Source organism: Achromobacter sp. SX5 (genome assembly GCF_056711425.1).
In genome coordinates, this window is sequence record NZ_CM160041.1 from 1,808,104 (window position 1) to 1,828,185 (window position 20,082).

At 68.3% G+C, this 20,082-nt stretch carries 16 protein-coding genes; 8 read left to right on the forward strand and 8 right to left on the reverse strand.

Annotated features, from left to right (window positions below):
* Positions 1-2: 2 nt before the first annotated feature.
* Genes AC1M14_RS08575 through AC1M14_RS08590 form a run of 4 tightly spaced genes read right to left on the reverse strand, consistent with a single transcriptional unit; the run spans position 3 to position 3,750 of the window.
* Positions 3-416: a VanZ family protein gene (locus AC1M14_RS08575; RefSeq protein ID WP_479731403.1), complete on the reverse strand. Its 414-nt coding sequence runs from the start codon at positions 414-416 to the stop codon at positions 3-5.
* Positions 403-1,833 (reverse strand): mannose-1-phosphate guanylyltransferase/mannose-6-phosphate isomerase, encoded by a 1,431-nt coding sequence (locus AC1M14_RS08580; protein ID WP_111824625.1) that lies wholly within the window; start codon positions 1,831-1,833, stop codon positions 403-405. The genes AC1M14_RS08575 and AC1M14_RS08580 overlap by 14 nt, the downstream gene beginning before the upstream one ends.
* Before the next feature lie 5 nt (positions 1,834-1,838).
* Positions 1,839-2,351 carry a GDP-mannose mannosyl hydrolase gene (locus AC1M14_RS08585; protein WP_168202093.1) on the reverse strand — a complete coding sequence of 171 codons (513 nt, stop codon included), beginning with the start codon at positions 2,349-2,351 and terminating at the stop codon, positions 1,839-1,841.
* Positions 2,341-3,750, reverse strand: a complete 1,410-nt coding sequence (locus tag AC1M14_RS08590; RefSeq protein ID WP_102772468.1) for an undecaprenyl-phosphate glucose phosphotransferase — start codon at positions 3,748-3,750, stop codon at positions 2,341-2,343. Before AC1M14_RS08590 ends, AC1M14_RS08585 begins: the two co-directional genes overlap by 11 nt.
* 249 nt (positions 3,751-3,999) lie before the next feature.
* On the opposite strand from AC1M14_RS08590, the gene AC1M14_RS08595 reads away from it, so the two are divergent.
* The 7 genes from AC1M14_RS08595 (at position 4,000) to AC1M14_RS08625 (ending at position 13,576) form a co-directional block, all read left to right on the forward strand.
* The gene (locus AC1M14_RS08595; protein ID WP_102772467.1) at positions 4,000-5,136 is read left to right on the forward strand and encodes a polysaccharide biosynthesis/export family protein; all 1,137 of its coding nucleotides are present in this window, start codon (positions 4,000-4,002) and stop codon (positions 5,134-5,136) included.
* A gap of 62 nt (positions 5,137-5,198) precedes the next feature.
* Positions 5,199-7,460, forward strand: coding sequence for a GNVR domain-containing protein (locus AC1M14_RS08600; RefSeq protein WP_479731404.1), 2,262 nt, complete (start codon positions 5,199-5,201; stop codon positions 7,458-7,460).
* A 25-nt stretch (positions 7,461-7,485) separates the two neighbouring features.
* Positions 7,486-8,889, forward strand: coding sequence for a phosphomannomutase/phosphoglucomutase (locus tag AC1M14_RS08605; protein WP_102772465.1), 1,404 nt, complete (start codon positions 7,486-7,488; stop codon positions 8,887-8,889).
* Between the two features lie 13 nt (positions 8,890-8,902).
* The gene (pgi, locus tag AC1M14_RS08610) at positions 8,903-10,570 is read left to right on the forward strand and encodes a glucose-6-phosphate isomerase (protein ID WP_102772464.1); all 1,668 of its coding nucleotides are present in this window, start codon (positions 8,903-8,905) and stop codon (positions 10,568-10,570) included.
* A gap of 15 nt (positions 10,571-10,585) precedes the next feature.
* The gene (gene galE / locus AC1M14_RS08615) at positions 10,586-11,623 is read left to right on the forward strand and encodes a UDP-glucose 4-epimerase GalE (protein WP_479731405.1); all 1,038 of its coding nucleotides are present in this window, start codon (positions 10,586-10,588) and stop codon (positions 11,621-11,623) included.
* A gap of 182 nt (positions 11,624-11,805) precedes the next feature.
* Positions 11,806-12,753, forward strand: coding sequence for a serine O-acetyltransferase EpsC (gene epsC / locus AC1M14_RS08620; protein WP_102772462.1), 948 nt, complete (start codon positions 11,806-11,808; stop codon positions 12,751-12,753).
* Positions 12,754-12,757: 4 nt separating this feature from the next.
* Complete coding sequence (locus tag AC1M14_RS08625) at positions 12,758-13,576, forward strand: NAD-dependent protein deacetylase (RefSeq protein ID WP_479731406.1); 819 nt, start codon at positions 12,758-12,760, stop codon at positions 13,574-13,576.
* 161 nt (positions 13,577-13,737) lie between these two features.
* Here AC1M14_RS08625 and AC1M14_RS08630 read toward each other — a convergent pair whose 3' ends face one another.
* The 3 genes from AC1M14_RS08630 to AC1M14_RS08640 form a co-directional block, all read right to left on the reverse strand.
* Positions 13,738-14,592: an inositol monophosphatase family protein gene (locus AC1M14_RS08630; RefSeq protein WP_111824630.1), complete on the reverse strand. Its 855-nt coding sequence runs from the start codon at positions 14,590-14,592 to the stop codon at positions 13,738-13,740.
* Positions 14,593-14,701: 109 nt separating this feature from the next.
* Positions 14,702-16,171: an NAD-dependent succinate-semialdehyde dehydrogenase gene (locus tag AC1M14_RS08635; protein ID WP_479731407.1), complete on the reverse strand. Its 1,470-nt coding sequence runs from the start codon at positions 16,169-16,171 to the stop codon at positions 14,702-14,704.
* 34 nt (positions 16,172-16,205) lie between these two features.
* Entirely contained in the window at positions 16,206-17,471 is a 1,266-nt protein-coding gene (locus AC1M14_RS08640; RefSeq protein ID WP_479731408.1) for a 4-aminobutyrate--2-oxoglutarate transaminase, read from the reverse strand.
* 98 nt (positions 17,472-17,569) lie between these two features.
* Between AC1M14_RS08640 and pdxR the strand changes: the two genes are divergently transcribed.
* The gene (gene pdxR, locus AC1M14_RS08645) at positions 17,570-19,099 is read left to right on the forward strand and encodes a MocR-like pyridoxine biosynthesis transcription factor PdxR (RefSeq protein ID WP_479731409.1); all 1,530 of its coding nucleotides are present in this window, start codon (positions 17,570-17,572) and stop codon (positions 19,097-19,099) included.
* Here pdxR and AC1M14_RS08650 read toward each other — a convergent pair.
* Entirely contained in the window at positions 19,082-19,981 is a 900-nt protein-coding gene (locus AC1M14_RS08650) for a DUF72 domain-containing protein (RefSeq protein ID WP_102772457.1), read from the reverse strand. The two genes, pdxR and AC1M14_RS08650, sit on opposite strands and share 18 nt — an antisense overlap.
* Positions 19,982-20,082: the final 101 nt, after the last annotated feature.

A 20,082-nucleotide genomic window follows, 5' to 3' on the forward strand; every position in this document is an offset into this window, starting at 1 on the left:
CCTTAAGACTTAGTAACTGCACGAAAGGAGCCGAAGGCTGCGGTACCGATGTGCAATGAGATTACTGTTGCACCCGCCGCGGAGATATCGGCCAAAAGGTCTAAGAGCTCAGCCTCTCGGTAGGGAAAAAGGGATTGGATCGATTCATCCACCATTCCGAGGATGGTGACGGTCAGCATGGCCACCAGCGCCGGGCGCCGGTTGACCGAGGCATAGACCAGTCCCGCCAGCAGGGAATAGGCGGCCAGGTGCAGGCGCTTGTCGCCGAAGGCGTCGGACATTTCCGCCGCCAGCCCTGGCAGGTTGCCCACCGTGATCAGGACGAGAAAGAACAACCCCGCCACCGGCAGGCAGATCCGCGCCGCCCCAGGCCGCCAGAATGGAATCCTCTCCTCCTCCCTCTCAAACTCGGCCATACATATCCTGGAATCGAACGATGTCGTCCTCCCCGAGGTACGCGCCCGACTGCACCTCTATGATTTCCAGCGGAATCTTCCCGGGGTTCTCCAGGCTGTGGATCTCGCCCAGCGGGATGTAGGTCGACTGGTTTTCGGTCAGCAGGTACTGCTTGTCGCCGTTGTAGATGCGCGCCGTGCCCGACACCACGATCCAGTGCTCGGCCCGGTGGTGATGCATCTGCGAGGACAGGCGCGCCCCGGGTTTGACCGTGATGCGTTTGACCTGGTAGCGCGGGCCCTGGCCGACCGAGTCGTAAGAGCCCCAGGGGCGCTGCACTTCGCGGTGGTGGTTGAGCTCGGAGCGGTGTTGCGTCTTGAACACTTCCACCAGGCGCTTGACGTCCTGCGAGCGGGACTTGTGCGCCACCAGCACGGCGTCGGCCGTTTCGATGACGACGATATCGTCCAGCCCCACCGAGGCGACCAGCCGGCTGGTCGAGTGGATCAGGCAGTTGCGCGAATCCTCCACCATCACGTCGCCGGTGGTGGAGTTGCCTTCCACCGTCTTCTGCGCGATGCCCCAGACCGCGTCCCAGGCGCCCACGTCGCTCCACGAGGCCGCCAGCGGAATCACCACGGCGCTGTCGGTGCGCTCCATGATGGCGTAGTCCATCGAATCGCTGGGGCAGGCCTCGAAGGACGGACCGTCCAGGTGGAACAGGGCGTTCTCGCCGTGGCCGATGGCCACCGCCGCCTGCACCTGTTCCAGCATCTTGGGCGCCAGCCGGGCCATTTCCGACAGGAATACCGAGGCCTGGAAGGCGAACATGCCGCTGTTCCAGTAATAGCCGCCGTCGTCGATGAAGCGCTGCGCCACTTCGGGCGAGGGCTTCTCGACGAAGCGGCGCACGCGCCGCGCCGGCCCCATTTCGCCCGGCTCGTCGGCCTGGATGTAGCCGTAGCCGCTCAGCGGCGCGGTGGGCGTGATGCCGAAGGTCACCAGCGCGCCCTGCAGGGCCGCCTGGTAGGCCTCGGCGAAGGCGGCGCGCAGCACTTCGCCGTCCTCCAGCACGTGGTCCGAGGGCATGATGAGCATGACCGGGTCCTCGCCGTCGCGCATGGCGCGCAGCGTGGCGGCGGCGATGGCCGGTGCGGTGTTGCGCGCGAACGGTTCCAGGATCACCTCGGCGTCCTTGATGCCCAGTTCCAGCGCCTGTTCCGCCGCGATGTAGCGGTGCGCGTCGTTGCAGACCAGCGTGGGCCTGGCTTCGGCGCCCGCCGACGCCAGGCGCAGCAAGGTGTTCTGCAACAGGCTGCGGTCATCGGTCAGGCGGATGAACTGCTTCGGCAGCAGCTCGCGCGACAGCGGCCACAGCCGCGAGCCGGAGCCGCCGCAGAGGATGACTGCCCGGTACGGGGGAGGGGGATTCGTCATGGCGCTCACTCCTTGAAGTAGGCCTGGGTGTACGGATGCACGCCGGGATCGGCGGCGATGGCCGCCGCGGGCTGCCAGCGGTAGCTGCGGTGCTGGGCCTGCGGCAGGCTGGAGATGTCCAACGGAATTTCCGCTTCATAGGCGAGGACGACGTAATGCGTGGAGCGTCCGGCCTCGCCTGCGAAATTGGTGCCATAGAAATGCTCGTACACGCCGCGCGGCCGCCAGGCCTGGTCGGGTACGGGCAAGCCGAGTTCTTCGCGCGCGATGCGGCACAGCGCCTGGCGCAGCGTTTCGTTCTTGCGGATGCGTCCGCCCGGCACGAACCAGGCGCCCTGGGCGGGCGGATTGGCGCGCAGCCCGGTCAGGTAGCGGCCGCGCGCATCGCGCAGCAACAGGTCGATCGACACCAGCGGCAGCATCTCGACCGCCTCGCGGAAGTCGGCGCCGGCCAGCACGCCGTCTGCGCGCGCGGCCGTTCCCCGCCGCTCGGGCCATCCCAACGGTTCAGTAGACATTGCGGCCCGTCCATCCCGATACCGCCGTGCGGGCGATGATCAGCAGATCCATCCTGAACGTCCAGTTCTGGATGTAATAGATATCGTGCTCGACCCGGTCGCTCATCTTGCGCAGGGTGTCGGTCTGGCCGCGCAGGCCATTGACCTGGGCCCAGCCCGTGATGCCCGGCTTGACGCGGTGGCGCATCATGTAGCGCTGCACCAGGTCCTTGTAGAGTTCGTTGTGCTCCAGCGCGTGGGGGCGCGGACCGACCACCGACATGTCGCCCATCAGCACGTTGAGGAACTGCGGCAGCTCGTCCAGGCTGGTGCGCCGCAGAAAGCCGCCGATGCGCGTGACGCGCCTGTCGTTGCGCGTGGCCTGCGTGACCACGCCCTGTTCCTGGTGCACGGTCATGGTGCGGAACTTGTAGACGTGGAACACCTTGCCGTCCACACCCAGGCGCGGCTGCGTGAAGAACACCGGCCCGCGCGAGGTCGCCTTCACCAGCAGGGCCACGGTCAGCATGACGGGCGACAGGCCGATCAGCGCGCACAGCGCGAAACTGCGGTCGAACACTTCCTTGGCCAGTCCGCGCACGCCGGCGGCCGGCAGGCTGTTGAGCTGGATGGCCGGCAGGCCCAGGAATTCGCCGATCTGGTGGCCGAGCAGCTGGATGGACATCACGTCGGGAATCCAGCGGATGTCGACCAGGTCGTTGCGCAGGTGGTAGAGCACTTCGCGCAGTTCCTGGCCGGCCTCCATCGGAAGCACGATCCAGATCTCGCGCACGTTGTTCTCTTTGACGAAGTCGTGCAGGCCGCCCAGCTCGTGCAGGCGGCGGACCTGCGGCGGCAGGTTCTCGTGCGGCTCGGCGTAGATGCCGGCCACTTCGTAGCCGGTGTTGCGGTATTGCTCGACGCGGCGCCACAGGTCGTGGCCCAGCGCGCCGAAACCCACCAGCAGCACGCGCTTGCGGTCCATGCCGCGGTCGCGCGCCGCGCCCAGCACCGAGTAGACCGCGATGCGCACGCCGATCAGCGCCAGCGCCGTCATGATGAACCAGGTCGCCGCCCATATGCGGGATATCGCGGCGGTCTGGTGCATGAGAAAACTGATGCAGATGCCCAGCGCGAACACCAGGGCCCAGGCCGCCACGCTGCGTCCGACCAGGTCGGTCAGGCGACGGCCGCGCCAGGACACGTACAGCCGGAACGCCGGGAAGATCGCGACCACGCCCAGGCCGCACAGGTAAATCAGGAACAGATGGATTTGCGGAGGGTCCGCCAGCGCGTCATCCGAGAATTTCAATCCGGTGGCGGTCAGGCCGCAGGCAATCACGATCGCGGCATCCAGCAAGCGATAGAGATAGCTTGCCCCGCTGAATCTGGTCGACGTGTCCGTTTGGGACGGTTCCATCGCGCACTCCTGTTCGTTGGAAGCCGGCCTGCCGCGCGCGGGAAAAAAAGCCGTGCACCGCCGCAAAGCCTGTGGCTACCGACAAAATCTTATTGAGTGCCCGGGCCACCCGAAACCTCCAAACGATGTAGGAGAAGGCTTAGGACATCCGTCGAATGTGCGGGGCCAGGAAAAGAGAGTGGAATGTCGCAACCCGTTACGCATCGGGCTCCTTTCCAAGCAACGAAGTCATTCACAAGTGGATTTGCCATGACTACATTTTTCGGAACGTTGAGCCGAGCCATAGCCGCTATCGCGCTCGTGTCCTCGCTGGGCGCTTGCGCCTTGTCCCCCGGTATGACGTTTGACGCCAACCAGCTCGCCGACCCGCTGGACCCCAACTCCAAAGCTGAGATAAGACAGATCACCCCCAGCCTGGTGCTCGAAGAGCAGCGCGCGCGTGAAGCCCTGATCGCCAGCGATGGCGTCGAAAAGCTGTACGGAAAGTCCGGGCCCTACCTCATCGGACCGGGCGACATTCTTTCCATCGTGGTGTGGGATCACCCCGAACTCGTCCTTCCGACGCAAACCTACGCCATTGGGACTGGGGTGACCGAACTAGCCATCGGGGATACCGCCTCGGGCATTCCGGGCTATACGGTCTCATCCACTGGATATATCCAATTTCCCTATGCCGGACTGCTGAAAGTGGCGGGGTTGACGGAACTCCAGGCGCGCAATCTCATAGTGAATAGTTCAAGCAAGTACATCCAGGACCCGCAGATCACAGTACGCGTGCTGGGCTATCGCAGCAAGCGTATTTACGTGGACGGCGAGGTGAAGACGCCTGGCGCGATTGCGATCAACGACATTCCGATGACCCTGTTGGAAGCGATCAACCGGGCCGGCGGGATTTTGCCGACGGGCGATCGCAGCTCGGTGTACGTGATCCGCGACGGACGCCGCACCCGCGTGAACGTGCCGGCCCTGATCGAGCGCGGCCAGGACTTGAACCAGGTGCTGTTGAAGCCGGGCGACACCGTGAGGGTGACGCCGCGCGACGACAGCAAGGTATTCGTGATGGGCGAGGTCACCCTGCCCACCGCGGCAGTAATGCGCGACGGCCGCATGTCGTTGACCGAGGCGCTGGGTTTGGCGGGAGGGCCGAATCAGACGACCTCGAATCCGTCGCAGATCTTTGTCGTGCGCAGCACGGAGCAGGCGAAGCCGCTGGTGTTCCATCTGAACGCCGGTTCACCGCAAGCCTTGGCAGTAGGGGAGAAGTTTGAGTTGCAACCCAAAGACGTTGTGTTCGTGGATTCGGCCGGCCTGGTGAGGTGGAACCGCTTCATCAGCAACCTGTTCCCGAGCGCGCAGACGGTACAGACCGTGAAAGCCATTGACTAGTTTTTAACCCACGCCTTTGGGGGCGCCGCTACCCGCAGCGGCGCCTTCTCTTGGAGAGCTGCATGTCGTTGCCTATCGAATCGTTCGAGCCGTCCGTGCCGGCTCGCCAACAGGAAACCCCGTTGACGTCCCACGTCGACGCCATCTTCTCCAACCGGTGGATGATCCTCGCCATCATGCTGCTCGCCTTTCTGGGAGCGGTCGCCTATGTGATGGTCACGCCCAAGGTCTACTCCGCCGACATCATCGTGCAAGTGGAGGAAGAATTGCCGCAGGGCCAGAGCCGCAGCCTGCTGGGCGACGTCTCGACCATGTTCGACACCAAGGCCGAAACCTCGGGCGAAATGGAAGTGCTGCGCTCGCGCATGGTGGTCGGCCCGGCCGTGGACAAGTTCCTGCTGTACATCCACGCCAAGCCGCGCTACTTCCCGGTGGTGGGCGAATGGCTGGCGCAGCGCTACGAAAGCCTGCCCTATCCGTCCAGCCTGCCGCGCGGCGGCTACGCCTGGGGCGGAGAGACCATCGCCGTCTCGCAGCTGGACGTGCCCAACGAATGGCTGGGCAAGCCGTTTCGCATCACCACGCTGGGCGACGGACGCTACACGCTCAACGACAAGCTGACCGGCGCCACGTTCAACGGCACCGTCGGCAAGCCCGAGCACTTCCTGCTGCCGGGCGGCGGCGCGCTGGACGTGCACGTCGACGCGCTCAGCGGCCGTCCGGGAACCGAGTTCGTGGTGTCGCGCAGCTCGCGCCTGGCGGCCATCGAGGACGTGCAGGGGCGCCTGGGCATTTTCGAACGCGGCCGCACCTCCGGCGTGATCGGCGTCACGCTGGAAGGCAACGATCCGGTGATGACGACCGCCGTGCTCAACCAGATCGGCCAGGAGTACGTGCAGCAGAACCTCAACCGCAAGTCGGCGCAGGCCGAGAAGTCGCTGGTCTTCCTGGAAAAGCAGCTGCCCATCCTCAAGAGCGAGCTGGACGCGGCCGAGACCAAGTACAACTCGCTGCGCAACAAGCGCGGCACCATCGACCTGAGCGAAGAGGCCAAGCTGATCCTGGGCCAGTCGGTCGACGCGCAGACCCGCGTGATGGAACTGCGCGCCAAGCGCCAGGAGATGATCACGCGCTTCGCGCCCAGCCATCCCAGCATCGTGGCCCTGGACCGCCAGATCTCCGCGCTGACCGGCGACGTGGACCGCATCGGCGGCCACATCCGGCAACTGCCCGATCTCGAACAGGACGTGGTGCGCATGGTGCGCGACGTGCGCGTGAACACCGAGCTCTACACCACGCTGCTCAACAACGCCCAGCAGCTGCGCCTGATCCGCGCCGGCAAGGTGGGCAACGTGCGCATCCTGGACGCCGCGGTGCAGCCCGACAAGCCGGTGCGCCCCAAGGCCGCCATCATCATCGGCGTGGCCACGGCCTTCGGCCTGATCTTCGGCATGCTGTGCGCCTTCGTGCGCAACGCGCTGTTCGGCGGCCTGTCGGAGCCGGAAGACGTCGAGCGCCATACCGGCCTGCCGGTGCTGGCCGCCATTCCCTACAGCGACATGCAGGACCGCCTGTGGCGCCGCAGCCGGCGCAAGAACGCCACGGTGCCCGCGCTGCTGGCGCAGAGCCAGGGCAACGCGCCTCCGATCGAAAGCCTGCGTTCCTTCCGCAACGTGCTGCAGGCCTCGCTGCGCCAGTCGGCCAACAACATGGTCATGTTCACGGGGCCGGTGGCCGGGGTGGGCAAGTCGTTCCTGTCGGCCAATTTCGCCTTCATCCAGGGCGGCGTGGGCAAGCGCGTGCTGCTGATCGACGCCGACTTCCGCAAGGGGCAGCTGAACCGCTATTTCGGCGTGCCCAAGGAAGACGGCCTGTTCGAAGTGCTGTCGGGCACGATTCCGCTGAGCCGCGTGCGCAAGCACAGCGTGTCCGAGGGCGTGGACTTCATCGCCACCGGCGCGGTGACCTTCGATCCTTCCGAGCTGCTGGCCTCGCCCGTGTTCGGCGAGACCCTGCGCGAACTGGCGTCGCAGTACGACATGGTGATTCTGGACACGGCTCCCGTGCTGTCGTCTCCGGACGCCGCCGTGGTCGGCACGCATGCGGCGGCGGTCATGGTGGTGGTGCGCTCCGGCATGAACACGGTGGGCGAGATCCGGGAGACGGCCAAGCGCCTGATCCAGGCTGGCGCGCCGGTCGACGGCGTGCTGTTCAACGGTCTCAAGCTGCTGCCCGAACGCTTCGGCTTCCGCTCCAAGTACGGAAGCTACCGCTATTCCCGCGCGGCCTATTACGGCGATTTCAAACAGAACGGTCCAAAGTAAGTAAACGCCACCCGGAGAAGATGGCATGCACGGAACATTTGGCTGGGACACCCCGCAAATTCTGGATGCGGTTTTCAAGGCTTACGACATACGCGGCACGGTGCCGGACGAGATCGACGCGCGGTTCGCGCACAGCCTGGGCATGGCGGCGGGGGCCCGGGCGCGCGAACAGGGGGCGCGGTCGATGGTGGTGGGGCGCGACGGGCGCCTGAGCAGCGTGGAGCTGGCGGCCGCGCTGCAGGCCGGGCTGCGCTCGGCGGGCATGCACGTCATCGACATCGGCATGGCGACCACGCCGATGGTGTACTTCGCGACCCGCCTGATGGACACGGGGGCGGGCATCGCGGTCACCGGCAGCCACAACCCGCCCGCGCACAACGGCTTCAAGATCGTGATGGAGGGCGCCTCGCTGTACGGCGAAGGCATCACGGCGCTGCGCGACGCGATGCGCCAGCCGATCGAGTCGGCCGGCGTGGCCGGCGGGCGCACCCAGATGCAGATACAGCCCTGCTACGCGGCGCGCCTGCTGGGCGACATCCGCATGGCGCGGCCCATGAAGATCGCCATCGACTGCGGCAACGGCGTGGCCGGCGCGGTGGCGCCGGCGCTGTTTCGCGCGCTGGGCTGCGAAGTCACCGAACTGTTCTGCGAAGTCGACGGTTCGTTTCCCGGCCATCATCCCGATCCGGCCGATCCCCAGAACCTGCAGGACCTGATCTATTGCCTGCGCTATTCCGACTGCGAGGTCGGCCTGGCGTTCGACGGCGACGGCGACCGGCTGGGCGTGGTGACGAAGTCCGGGCAGATCATCTGGCCCGACCGCCAGCTGATCCTGTTCGCGCGCGACGTGCTGTCGCGCAATCCGGGCGCCGAGATCCTGTACGACGTCAAGTGCAGCCGGCTGGTGGCGCGCGCCGTCACCGAGGCCGGCGGCAAGCCCACCATGTGCCGCACGGGGCATTCGCTGATCAAGGCGCGCATGCGCGAGACCGGCGCGCTGCTGGCCGGCGAGATGAGCGGGCACATCTTTTTCAAGGAACGCTGGTACGGCTTCGACGACGGCATCTATGCCGCCGCGCGCCTGCTGGAAATCCTGTCGGCGGCGCCGGACCCGTCCGCGCTGCTGGAGGGCCTGCCGCAGGCATGCGCCACGCCCGAGATCAAGCTGGAAACCGCCGAAGGCGAGCAGTTCGACCTGGTGGAGGCGCTGCGCGCGCAGGGGGAATTCCCCGGCGCGGTCTCCATCAGCAATCTGGACGGAGTGCGCGTGGACTATGCCGACGGCTTCGGCCTGGCGCGTCCGTCCAACACCACGCCTACCGTGGTGTTGCGTTTCGAAGGAGACACCGTGGCCGCACTGGCCCGTATCGAGGAGGACTTCCGCAACGCGTTCCGACGCATTGCCCCTCATGTTCGTTTACCGTTTTAAGGAGCATCACGCGATGGGAAAGGCCAACAATGCGATTGAAGCGTCGAGGGCGGATTCCGGCCTGGCGGACAGCCCCGAATGGCGGGGGTTCGCGCAGGCCGCGCAATCCGCCGCACTGGACGCCGGGGCGCTGAAGGTCATCGAGGCGGCGGGACTGTGCGTGGACCTGACCATGCAGCGGCAGTCGCCGGCGCTGGACGCCGCGGCGCAGTCCCTGCTGCAGGCGCGCGGACTGGCCGAGGCGCGCCGCGCGCTGTTCGCCGGCGAGCCGGTCAACTGGACCGAAGGCAAGCCGGCCTGGCATACCGCGCTGCGCGCCGGGCGCACCCGCGAGCAGCCGGACGGCCAGGATGCCGACTCGGTCTGCGAATACGCGCGCATGATGGATTTCGTGCGCAGGGTGGACCAGACCGCCGACTTCTCCACGGTGCTGCACATCGGCATCGGCGGCAGCGACTGGGGGCCGCGCCTGGCGATCCAGGCCTTCGGCGGCGCCTCGCAGCGGCGCCAGATCCGCTTCGTGTCCAACATCGACGGGCACGCCTTCCATGACGCCGTGGCCGGGCTGGACCCGCGCCGCTGCCTGGTGGTGGTGTCGTCCAAGTCCTTCACCACGGCCGAGACGCTGCACAACGCGCGCGCCGCCATCGCCTGGCTCAAGCAGGGCGGCGCGGCCGACGTGTCGGAACAGCTGGCCGCCGTGACCGCCAATCCGTCGGCCGCGCGCGCGCTGGGCGTGCCGGCCTCCCAGGTCTTCAAGATGTGCGACTGGGTGGGCGGGCGTTATTCGGTCTGGTCGGTCGCCGGCCTGTCCATCGCGCTGACGGTGGGCGCCGAGGTGCTGATCGGCATGCAGGCCGGCGCTCAGGCCATGGACCAGCATTTCCAGCAGGCGCCGTTCGGCTCGAACGCGCCGGTGCAACTGGCGCTGGCCGGCCTGGTCAACTGCAGCGTGCTGGGCCACAACTCGCTGAACATCGCCGCCTACAGCGCGCGCCTGCTGCACCTGGTCACCTATCTGCAGCAGCTGGAGATGGAGTCGCTGGGCAAGCGGGTCGCGGGCGACGGCGCCGCGGTCGGCGTGCCGACCGCGCCCATCATCTGGGGCATGCCGGGCACCGACGGCCAGCACACCTTCTTCCAGTGGCTGCATCAAAGCGAAGCGGGCGCGCCGGTGGACTTCATCGCCAGCCTGCAAGGCCATGCCGACAGCCCCGACGCGCACCGCAAGCTGCTGGCCAACTGCCTGGCCCAGCGCCAGGCGCTGCTGCGCGGCAAGAGCCTGGAGCAGGCGCTGCTGGACGTGGCCCACATCGACGACCGCGAGCACGCGCTCACCCTGGCGCAGCACATGGTCCATCCGGGGGGACGGCCGTCCACGCTGATCGTGCTGCGCCAGCTCGATCCGCGCGGGCTGGGCGCGCTGCTGGCGCTGTACGAGCACAAGGTGTTCGTGCAGAGCGTGGTGTGGGGCATCAACCCCTTCGACCAGTGGGGCGTGGAACTGGGCAAGCGCCTGGCCACCGGCATCGAGCGCGAGCTGGCGGTGCCGGTGTCGGCCGGCGTGGTGGACTGGGGCCATGACGCGTCCACCTCGTACTGGATCGACCGCTACCGCAGCCACGCGCAGGCGCCGCGTCCGCGCCATGCCTGGGTGCCGGGCGTGGCCGCGCATCTTTGAAGGAGGCCGCAGTCCATGCCGGATCTGCATGTGTTGGTGACGGGCGGGGCCGGCTACATCGGCACGCACACGCTGGTGGCGATGCTGGCGGCCGGCCAGCGGCCGCTGGTGGTCGATGACTTCAGCAACGGCAGCCGCGAGGCCGTGCGCCGCGTGGAGGAGCTGTGCGGCGCGCGCATTCCGCTGGTGGAGGGCGACATCCGCAGCCCCGGCCTGCTGGAGTCGGTGCTGCGCGAGGCGGCTGCCCGCGGCGAGCCGGTGGGCGCGGTGCTGCACCTGGCCGGCAGCAAGGCGGTCGGCGAATCGGTCGCCGACCCGCTCAAGTACTACGACAACAACGTCGGCGGCTCGGTGGCGCTGCTGCGCGCCATGCGCGCCGCCGGCGTGGCGCGCATGGTGTTCAGTTCCTCGGCCACGGTTTATGGCGAGCCGCAGTACCTGCCGTTCACCGAGGCCCATCCGCTGGCGCCCACCAATCCCTACGGCCGCACCAAGCTGATGGTCGAGGAGATGCTGCGCGACGTGTGCAAGGCCGATCCCGGCTTCAGCGCCGTCACGCTGCGCTACTTCAACCCGATCGGCGCGCACCGCAGCGGCCGGATCGGCGAAAGCCCGCGCGACACGCCCAACAACCTGTTCCCCTACATCACGCAGGTGGCGGTGGGGCGCCAGCCCTATCTGCGGGTCTTCGGCGACGATTACGGCACGGCCGACGGCACCGGCGTGCGCGACTATCTGCACGTCATGGACCTGGCGCAGGGCCACGTGCAGGCGCTGGCCTATTCCGCCGGCCATCCCGGTTTCGTGGCGGTCAACCTGGGAACGGGGCAGGGCACCAGCGTGCTGGAGCTGGTGCGCGCCTTCGAGCGCGTCAACGGCTGCCGCATCCCGCTGCAGACGCAGCCGCGGCGGCCCGGCGACATCGAGCGGATGTGGGCCGACCCGGCGCTGGCGGCCTCGCTGCTGGGCTGGCGCAGCACGCACGATGTGGACGCGATGTGCGCCGACGGCTGGCGCTGGCAACAGGGCAATCCGCAGGGCTACGCGGCATAAACCCCTACGCCATGTCGGACGGATTCCGGGAAATGGGCGCGAGCGGTTACAGTTGACGGAATTATTGCGAAGCAACATCGCCCGGCGCCCGCCGCCGGGGCAATACACCGTCAGCGAGGTACCACCATGTTCGATTTCTATCCGCATGCCGGCGCGGCCGGCGCCCGGCCGGAGCAACGGCGATGAGCGGGCCGTCCTCCACCACGCCGGCCCACTGGAACCTGGACAGCATCGTGTCGGGCCTGCGCGAGGCGCGCGTGGCCTGGCGCGGCCCGCGCGGACGCCTGCGCGAGGACGCCGACCTGCGCGAATTCCCGTCCCAGGAAAGCCTGCGCCAGATCGTCAAGGATCTGTGCGGCGCGCTGTTCCCGATGCGCCTGGGCCCGATCGACCTGCGCGAAGAGGTCGAGGACTTCTACGTCGGCCACACCATCGGCGCGGCGCTGGACGCGCTGCTGCACCAGGTCTGTCTGGAGCTGCAGTACGTGGGCCGGCCGGAACAGGCCGCCTCGGCGGACACGCGCCAGCGCGCCATCGAGATCGTGCGCCAGTTCGGCGCCGAGCTGCCGCGCGTGCGCGCCGCGCTGGACCTGGACGTGACCGCCGCCTACCAGGGCGACCCGGCGGCCCACAACGTCGACGAAGTGCTGCTGTGCTATCCCGGCGTGGCGGCCATGATCCACCACCGCCTGGCCAACGTGCTGTACCGCCTGAACGTGCCGATGCTGGCGCGCATGGTGGCCGAGATCGCGCACGCCGACACCGGCATCGACATCCATCCGGGCGCCACCATCGGCAAGAGCTTCTTCATCGACCACGGCACCGGCGTGGTGATCGGCGAAACCGCCATCATCGGCGACCGCGTGCGGCTCTACCAGATGGTCACGCTGGGGGCCAAGCGCTTCCCGCCGGGCGAGAACGGCGAACTGAAGAAAGGCCTGCCGCGCCACCCCCTGATCGAGGACGACGTGGTGATCTACGCCGGCGCCACGATCCTGGGCCGCGTCACGATAGGCAAGGGTTCGACCATCGGCGGCAACGTCTGGCTCACGCGCAGCGTGCCGCCGGGCAGCAACGTCACCCAGGCCAGCCTGGTCAGCGACATGCCGGACTGCGGCCTGGGCGGCTGAACGGATGGACACGCGGACCTCGGACCTGGCCGCGCTGCGCGGCTTCGTCGACCGCCACCCGCGGCTGTTCGTGCTGACCGGGGCGGGCGTGAGCACCGATTCCGGCATTCCCGATTACCGCGACGCCGACGGCGCCTGGAAGCGCACCCCGCCCATGACGCTGCAGACCTTCATGGGCGGCGAGCCGGCGCGGGCGCGCTACTGGGCGCGCAGCATGGTCGGTTGGCGCCGGTTCGGCCAGGTGCAGCCCAATGCCTCGCACCGGGCGCTGGCCCGGCTGGAGGCGCGCGGCAACGTGGGGCTGCTGGTGACGCAGAACGTCGACGGCCTGCACCAGGCCGCCGGCAGCCGCGAAGTGGTGGACCTGCACGGCCGGCTGGACCAGGTGCGCTGCATGGCCTGCGACTGGCGCGGCGACCGCTACGCCTGGCAGCAGGCCTTGCAGCAAGCCAATCCCGACTGGCTGGCGCTGGAGGCCGACGACGCGCCCGACGGCGACGCCGACCTGGACGGCGAGGACTTCGGCCGCTATCGCGTGCCGGCCTGTCCGCGCTGCGGCGGCGTGGTCAAGCCGGACGTGGTGTTCTTCGGCGAAACCGTGCCCGCGGCCCGCGTGGAGCGCGCCAATGACGCGCTCGCTGCGGCCGACGCGGTGCTGGTGGTCGGCTCGTCGCTGATGGTGTATTCGGGCTACCGCTTCGTGGCCGCCGCCGCGCGCAACGGCGTGCCGATAGCGGCGATCAACCTGGGCCGCACCCGCGCCGACGCCATGCTGGCGCTCAAAGTGGAACAGCCCTGCGCGGTGGCGCTGGAGGCCTTGTAAACAGGCCGGCGGCAGGCCGGTTTTTGACCGGTCTAAGCAAGTGCTTGCCGCGCAAGGTTTTTTTGCCGCGGTTACAGACCTTTCCATAGGGTTGTCCACAGGAACTGGGGATAACTCCTAGGGATTACCCGGATTTTTGACCCTGGGCCAGGGCGGTCTTGTCAAGTCTCGGCGGATTCCATCCCGTCCCCCATAAGCGCCCGGCGGGCCGCCTGCCAGCTGCCGGCGTCGGGCGCGTAAAGCAGCCCGCCGGTGCGGTGCGTGGGCTTGTAGGGCGAGCCGTCGAAGTGCGCCGAATAGCCGCCGGCTTCGCGGTGCAGCAGCCAGCCGGCCGCGTGGTCCCAGGCGGTCAGCTGGTTGTAGAGCGCGACGTGGCAGTGGCCGGCGGCCAGCGTGCGGTATTCGTGCGCGGCGCAGCGCAGCGACGCGGTGCTGGCCAGGCGCGAGAGATTGCCGTTGACGGTGGAGCGCAGCGGCTCGGGCAGGTTGCCGGTGGCGATCAGGCCGTCCATGTCCTCGGGCGGGGCGGGGCTGGCCACGGCGAGCGCGGCCTGGCGGCCGTTTTCGTATTCGATCCAGGCGCCTTCGCCGCGCACGGCGAGCGCGCCGTCGCGGTTCAGCGGATCGTAGATCACGCCGGCGATCACGTCGCCGCGATGGCAGGCCGCGATCATCATGCCGAAGAGCGGCAGGCCGGCGACGTAGTTGCGCGTGCCGTCGATGGGGTCGATCAGGAAAGCCAGGTCGGCGTCGACCAGCATGTTCAAAAGCGCCGGATTGCGCGCCGAGGCTTCTTCCCCGATCAGCACGGCGCCCGGATACAGCCTGGACAGGCGCGCGGCGATCAGGCGCTCGGCGGCCTCGTCGGCGTCGGTCACGAGGTCGCGCGGCGAGGTCTTGCCGCGCACCGCGCCGTCGGGCAGGTTGCGGAAACGCGGCATGACTTCGGTCTGCGCCGTCTCGGCCAGTATGGCCGCCAGCCGGCGGGTTTCCTCGCGGGTAAAGGTTCTGCTCATTGCGCTCGTGGCTTTTCCAGGGAACGGGCAAATCTACCACGCCGGCGCGGGCGGCGGATGCAAAACGGGAGGGCGCGCGGCCCTCCCGTTTTTATGGCCGCCGACGGGCTCAGGCGCCCAGGTCCACGCAGAGGTACTTGATCTCCAGGTACTCCTCGATGCCGTACTTCGAGCCTTCGCGTCCCAGACCCGATTGCTTGACGCCGCCGAACGGGCCGACTTCATTGGAAATGATGCCGGTGTTGATGCCGACGATGCCGTATTCCAGCGCCTCGGACACGCGCCAGATGCGGGCGTAGTCGCGGGTGTAGAAATAAGCGGCCAGGCCGAAGATGGTGTCGTTGGCCATGCCGATGACTTCCTCTTCGGTGTCGAAGCGGAACAGCGGGGCCACCGGGCCGAAGGTTTCTTCGGAAGCGAAGCGCATCGACTGGGTCACGTCGCGCACCACGGTCGGCTCGAAGAACGTGCCGCCCAGCGCATGCGGCTTGCCGCCGGCGATCACCTTGGCGCCGTGCGCGGTGGCGTCGGCGATGTGTTCCTGCACCTTCTCGACCGCGCTGGCGTCGATCAGCGGGCCCTGCGTCACGCCCTCGGCGAAGCCGTCGCCGACCTTCATGGCTTCGACCTTGGCCACCAGGCGCTTGGCGATCTCTTCATAGACGCCGGCCTGCACGTAGATGCGGTTGGCGCACACGCAGGTCTGGCCGGCGTTGCGGTACTTCGAGGCCAGAATGCCGTCGACGGCGCGGTCCAGGTCGGCGTCGTCGAACACGATGAAGGGCGCGTTGCCGCCCAGTTCCAGCGACAGCTTCTTGATGGTGGGCGCGCACTGTTCCATCAGCGTGCGGCCGACTTCGGTGGAACCGGTGAAGCTCAGCTTGCGCACGACCTCGCTTTCGCACAGCGCCGCGCCGATTTCGCGCGAGCTGCCGGTGATGACGTGGAACACGCCCGCGGGCACACCGGCCTCTTCGGCCAGCACGGCCAGGGCCAGCGCGGTCAGCGGCGTCTGCTGGGCCGGCTTGACCACCATGGTGCAGCCGGCGGCCAGCGCCGGGCCGACCTTGCGCGTGATCATCGCGGCCGGGAAGTTCCACGGCGTGATGGCGGCGGTGACGCCGATGGGTTGCTTGAGCGCCATCAGGCGCTGGCCGGCCTTGGGGCTTTGCAGGATGTCGCCGTCGATGCGCTTGGCTTCTTCGGCGAACCATTCCAGGAACGAGGCGGCGTAGGCGATCTCGCCGGCGGCCTCGGTCACGGGCTTGCCCTGTTCCGAGGTCATGATGGCGGCCAGGTCGCGCTGGTGCGCAAGCATCAGCTGCGCCCACTTCAGCAGGATGGCGGCGCGCTCCTTGCCGGTCTTGGCGCTCCAGGCGGGCAGGGCGGCCTGGGCGCTGGCGATGGCCTGCTCGGTTTCCTTGCGGCCCAGCTTGGGCACCGACACGATGGTCTTGCCGGTGGAAGGATTGTCGACGGGAATGGAAGGGCCGTCGCCGGCGCCCACCCATTTGCCGTCCAGGTAGCAGGCGTCGCGCAGCAGATCCGGGCGCGCCAGCGGTTGAGTCAATGCGGTCATGTTGCAGTCTCCTTGAATGGTCAGGCCCCGCGCATCAGGTGGCCAAAACCTCGGACAGGATGGCCAGCGCCCGATCGAACTGGGCGTCGGGAATGGTCAAGGGGTACAGGAAGCGCAGAACGTTGCCGTACACACCGCAGCTTAGCAAAATCAGGCCGCGCTCCAGGGCGCGCGCCTGCACGCGCTTGACCGCTTCCGCGTCCGGCTTGCCGCTGGCGGCGTCGTTCAGTTCCAGCGCGACCATGGAGCCCAGGCCGCGCACGTCGGCGATGCCCGGGACCGTGGCGCGCAGTCCTTCCAGATGCGCACGCAGCTTCTCGCCCAGCAGGGCGGCGCGCTCGCACAGTTTTTCCTCGGCGATCACGTCCAGCACCGCGTGCGCGGCGGCCACCGCCAGCGGGTTGCCGGCATAGGTGCCGCCCAGGCCGCCGGCGGCCGGCGCGTCCATGATCTCGGCGCGTCCGACCACGCCCGAGATCGGGAAGCCGCCGCCCAGGCTCTTGGCCATGGTGATCAGGTCGGCCTGGACCGCGTGGTGCTCCATGGCGAACAGCTTGCCGGTGCGCCCGAATCCGGTCTGCACCTCGTCGGCGATCAGCAGGATGCCGTGCTCGTCGCAGACCTTGCGCAGCGCCGTCATCAGCGCCGGCGGGGTGATGTTGAAGCCGCCTTCGCCCTGCACCGGTTCGATGATGATGGCCGCGACCCGGCGCGGATCGATATCGCACTTGAACAGCAGGTCCAGCGCCTTGAGCGAATCGGCCACGCTGACGGACTGGGCCGCGTTGGGGAAGGGGACGTGGTAGATGTCGCCCGGCATCGGGCCGAACGACAGCTTGTAGGGGGCGACCTTGCCGGTCAGCGCCATGCCCAGCATGGTGCGGCCGTGGAACGATCCGGAAAAGGCGATCACGCCCGAGCGCCCGGTGGCCGAGCGCGCGATCTTCACCGCGTTCTCCACGGCTTCCACGCCGGTGGTGAAAAAGGCCGACTTCTTCAGCCCGGCTATGGGCGCGACGCGGTTGATGCGCTCGGCCAGCGTGACGTAGCCCTCGTACGGCACGATCTGGTAGGCCGTATGGGTGAATGCGTCGAGCTGCGCGGCGACCGCGGCCTTGACCTTCGGATGCAGGTGGCCGGTGTTCAGCACGGCGATGCCGCCGGCGAAATCGATGTATTCCTTGCCCTCGGCGTCCCACAGCGTCGCGTTTTCGGCGCGCACGGCGTAGAAGTCGCACATGACGCCGACGCCACGCGGCGTGGCCAGGGAACGGCGGGTATTCAGATCCTGATTCTTCATCTCGGCCTCGCAGAGCGTGATGGGGACGGTAAAACCAATATTTAATGCTACGATGGCCCCATTTATGGGAACCACTTTTCTAAAACGGGTAGAACCAATTGCGTTCCATCGTCGGTGACCTGCTGCTGCTGCGCCTGGGCGACGGCGCCAGCGGTCCCATGAACAAGCGCCTGTACCAGGGCATCCGCGAAGCCATCCTGGACGGCGCCATCGCCGCGGACTCGCGGCTGCCCGCCACGCGCGACCTGGCGGCCGAGCTGGGCATCGCCCGCAATACCGTGGTGCACGTCTACAGCCAGCTGCTGGCCGAAGGCTATACCCGCAGCCGCCAGGGCAACGGCACCTTCGTCAACGCCTCGGTGCCGGACTCCTACCTGGCCAGCGGCCGGCGCCGCCGCCAGCCGCCGCCGGCCGCGCCGCGCCCGGCGCTGTCGGCGCGCGGCGCGGCCATCGTCGACGGCGCCTCGGCCTCGCCCTACCAGTGGGGCGCGTTCATGCCCGGCGTGCCCGACCTGGCCGAGTTCCCGCACAAGAAGTTCGGCCGCATCATGAGCGGCCTGTGGCGCAATCCCACGCCCGACCTGCTGACCTACTCGTACGGCGGCGGCCTGCCGGCGCTGCGCGAGGCGCTGGCGCAGCATCTGGCGCTGACGCGCTCCATCGACTGCGACCCCGAGCAGATCCTGATCACCGAGGGACTGCACCAGGCCATCGACCTGACCACCCGCATCCTGGGCGAGGCCGGCGAAACCGCCTGGGTCGAGGACCCCGGCTACTGGGGCGCGCGCACCGTGCTGCAGGCCAACGGCCTGCGCACGCTGCACCTGCCGGTGGACGAGGAGGGCATGCGGCTGCCGGAATCGCCCGTCGAGCCGCCGCGCTTCATTTTCGTCACGCCTTCGCATCAGTATCCGCTGGGCCCGGTCATGTCGCTGGCGCGCCGCCGCCAGCTGCTGGCCGTGGCGCGCGCCAGCGGCAGCTGGATCATCGAAGACGACTACGACAGCGAATTCCGCTTCTCCGGCCGGCCCATCGCCTCGCTGCTGGGGCTGGAGCCGGACGCGCCCGTGATCTACATGGGCACCTTCAGCAAGACGCTGTATCCGGGCTTGCGCGTGGGCTACCTGGTGCTGCCCAAGGCCTTGACCGCGGCGTTCCAGGCCGCGCACGCCGAGCTGTACCGCGAAGGCCATCTGATGACGCACGCGGCGCTGGCCACCTTCATCGCCGACGGCCATTACGCCGCCCACATCCGTCGTATGCGCATGCTGTACGGACGCCGCCGCGCCATGCTGGTCAATCTGATCGAAAGGCGGCTGGGGCCGCAGTGGCTGCACCGCGACGCCAGCATGGCCGGCCTGCACCTGGTGCTGACGCTGCCGCCGGACATGGACGACCGGCGCGTGGTGGAAGTGGCGCACGGCAAAGGCGTGCTGACGCGCGCGCTGTCGCGCTACTACGTCAACGACGAGGCGCGCCGGCCCGGCCTGCTGCTGGGCTACGCCTGCGTGCCCGACCACGAGATCGCGCGCAAATTCGAAGTGCTGCTGGAAAGCCTGGCGGAAGTGGCGCACGCGCCCGCCGCCCGGCGCGGCGCCAAGGCCGCCGCGCTACGGCCGTCGCCCTAACGCGGCGGCGAAGGCGGCGGCGTTGCGCATGCCCTGGTCCTCGAAATTGGTATTGAAGACGGCGTGCGCCTGCGCGCTCTGCGCCGCCAGCCGCGCAAAGCGTTCGGCCAGCTCCGCCAGTTCCTGCTCCGTGTACTCGTACTGGAAGCGTCCCGACGAGGCCGCGCCCGATGCGTTCCAGGTCGCCGCGTTGCGTCCGTGCAGCCGCAGCAGCGCGAGTTCCGGATGGGTGCAGGCCCAGACCGCGGGCACCGTGTTGGCGTAGCCCTGGGGCGCGTCCACCACCGTGTGCGCCACGCCCAGCTCGCGCTCGAACGCCAGCGTGGCCTCGGTGGCCGCGGGCGTGGCGAACCAGCTTGCGTGGCGGAACTCCACCGACACCAGGTGTTCTTCCATGCGCCGCGCGCAGTCGCCGACCCGCGCCATGCCGCGCGCATCGCGCCGCACCCAGGGCGGAAACTGGAAATGCACCGCGCCCAGCTTGCCGGGCAGGCGCAGCGGCTCCAGCGCCAGCTGGAAGCGGCGCCAGAGCTCGTCGCGCAGGTCGGACGGCATCTGGTCGTGGTAGATGAGCGGCTCGGGCCAGTCGGCCAGTTCGCGCCGGATGTCGGCGGGCAGCGCCGAAAGCGGCGTCTGGTGCCCGGTGAACAGCCGGAAGGCCTTGATGTTGAAGACGAATCCGTCGGGCGTGCGCTGGTCCCACAGATAGGCGTTTTGCGCCGTGGGCATGGCGTAATAGCTGGAATCGACCTCGGCCATGCCGAAGCGCGAGGCGTAATGGCGCAGCCGCGCCTCGGCGCTGCGGGCCTCGGGCGGATAGAACCGGCCGCAGGCCAGCAGCGTGGGGTCGGTCCAGGAAGCGGTGCCGGTCAGGAGGCGCACGGAATCAGACGGAATCCAAAAAATTCTGTATAAATATACAGTGCCAATCCCGAGCCGGGCAATGTCCCGGCGCCTTGCCTGCCGAGGCCGCCGCCGGCGGC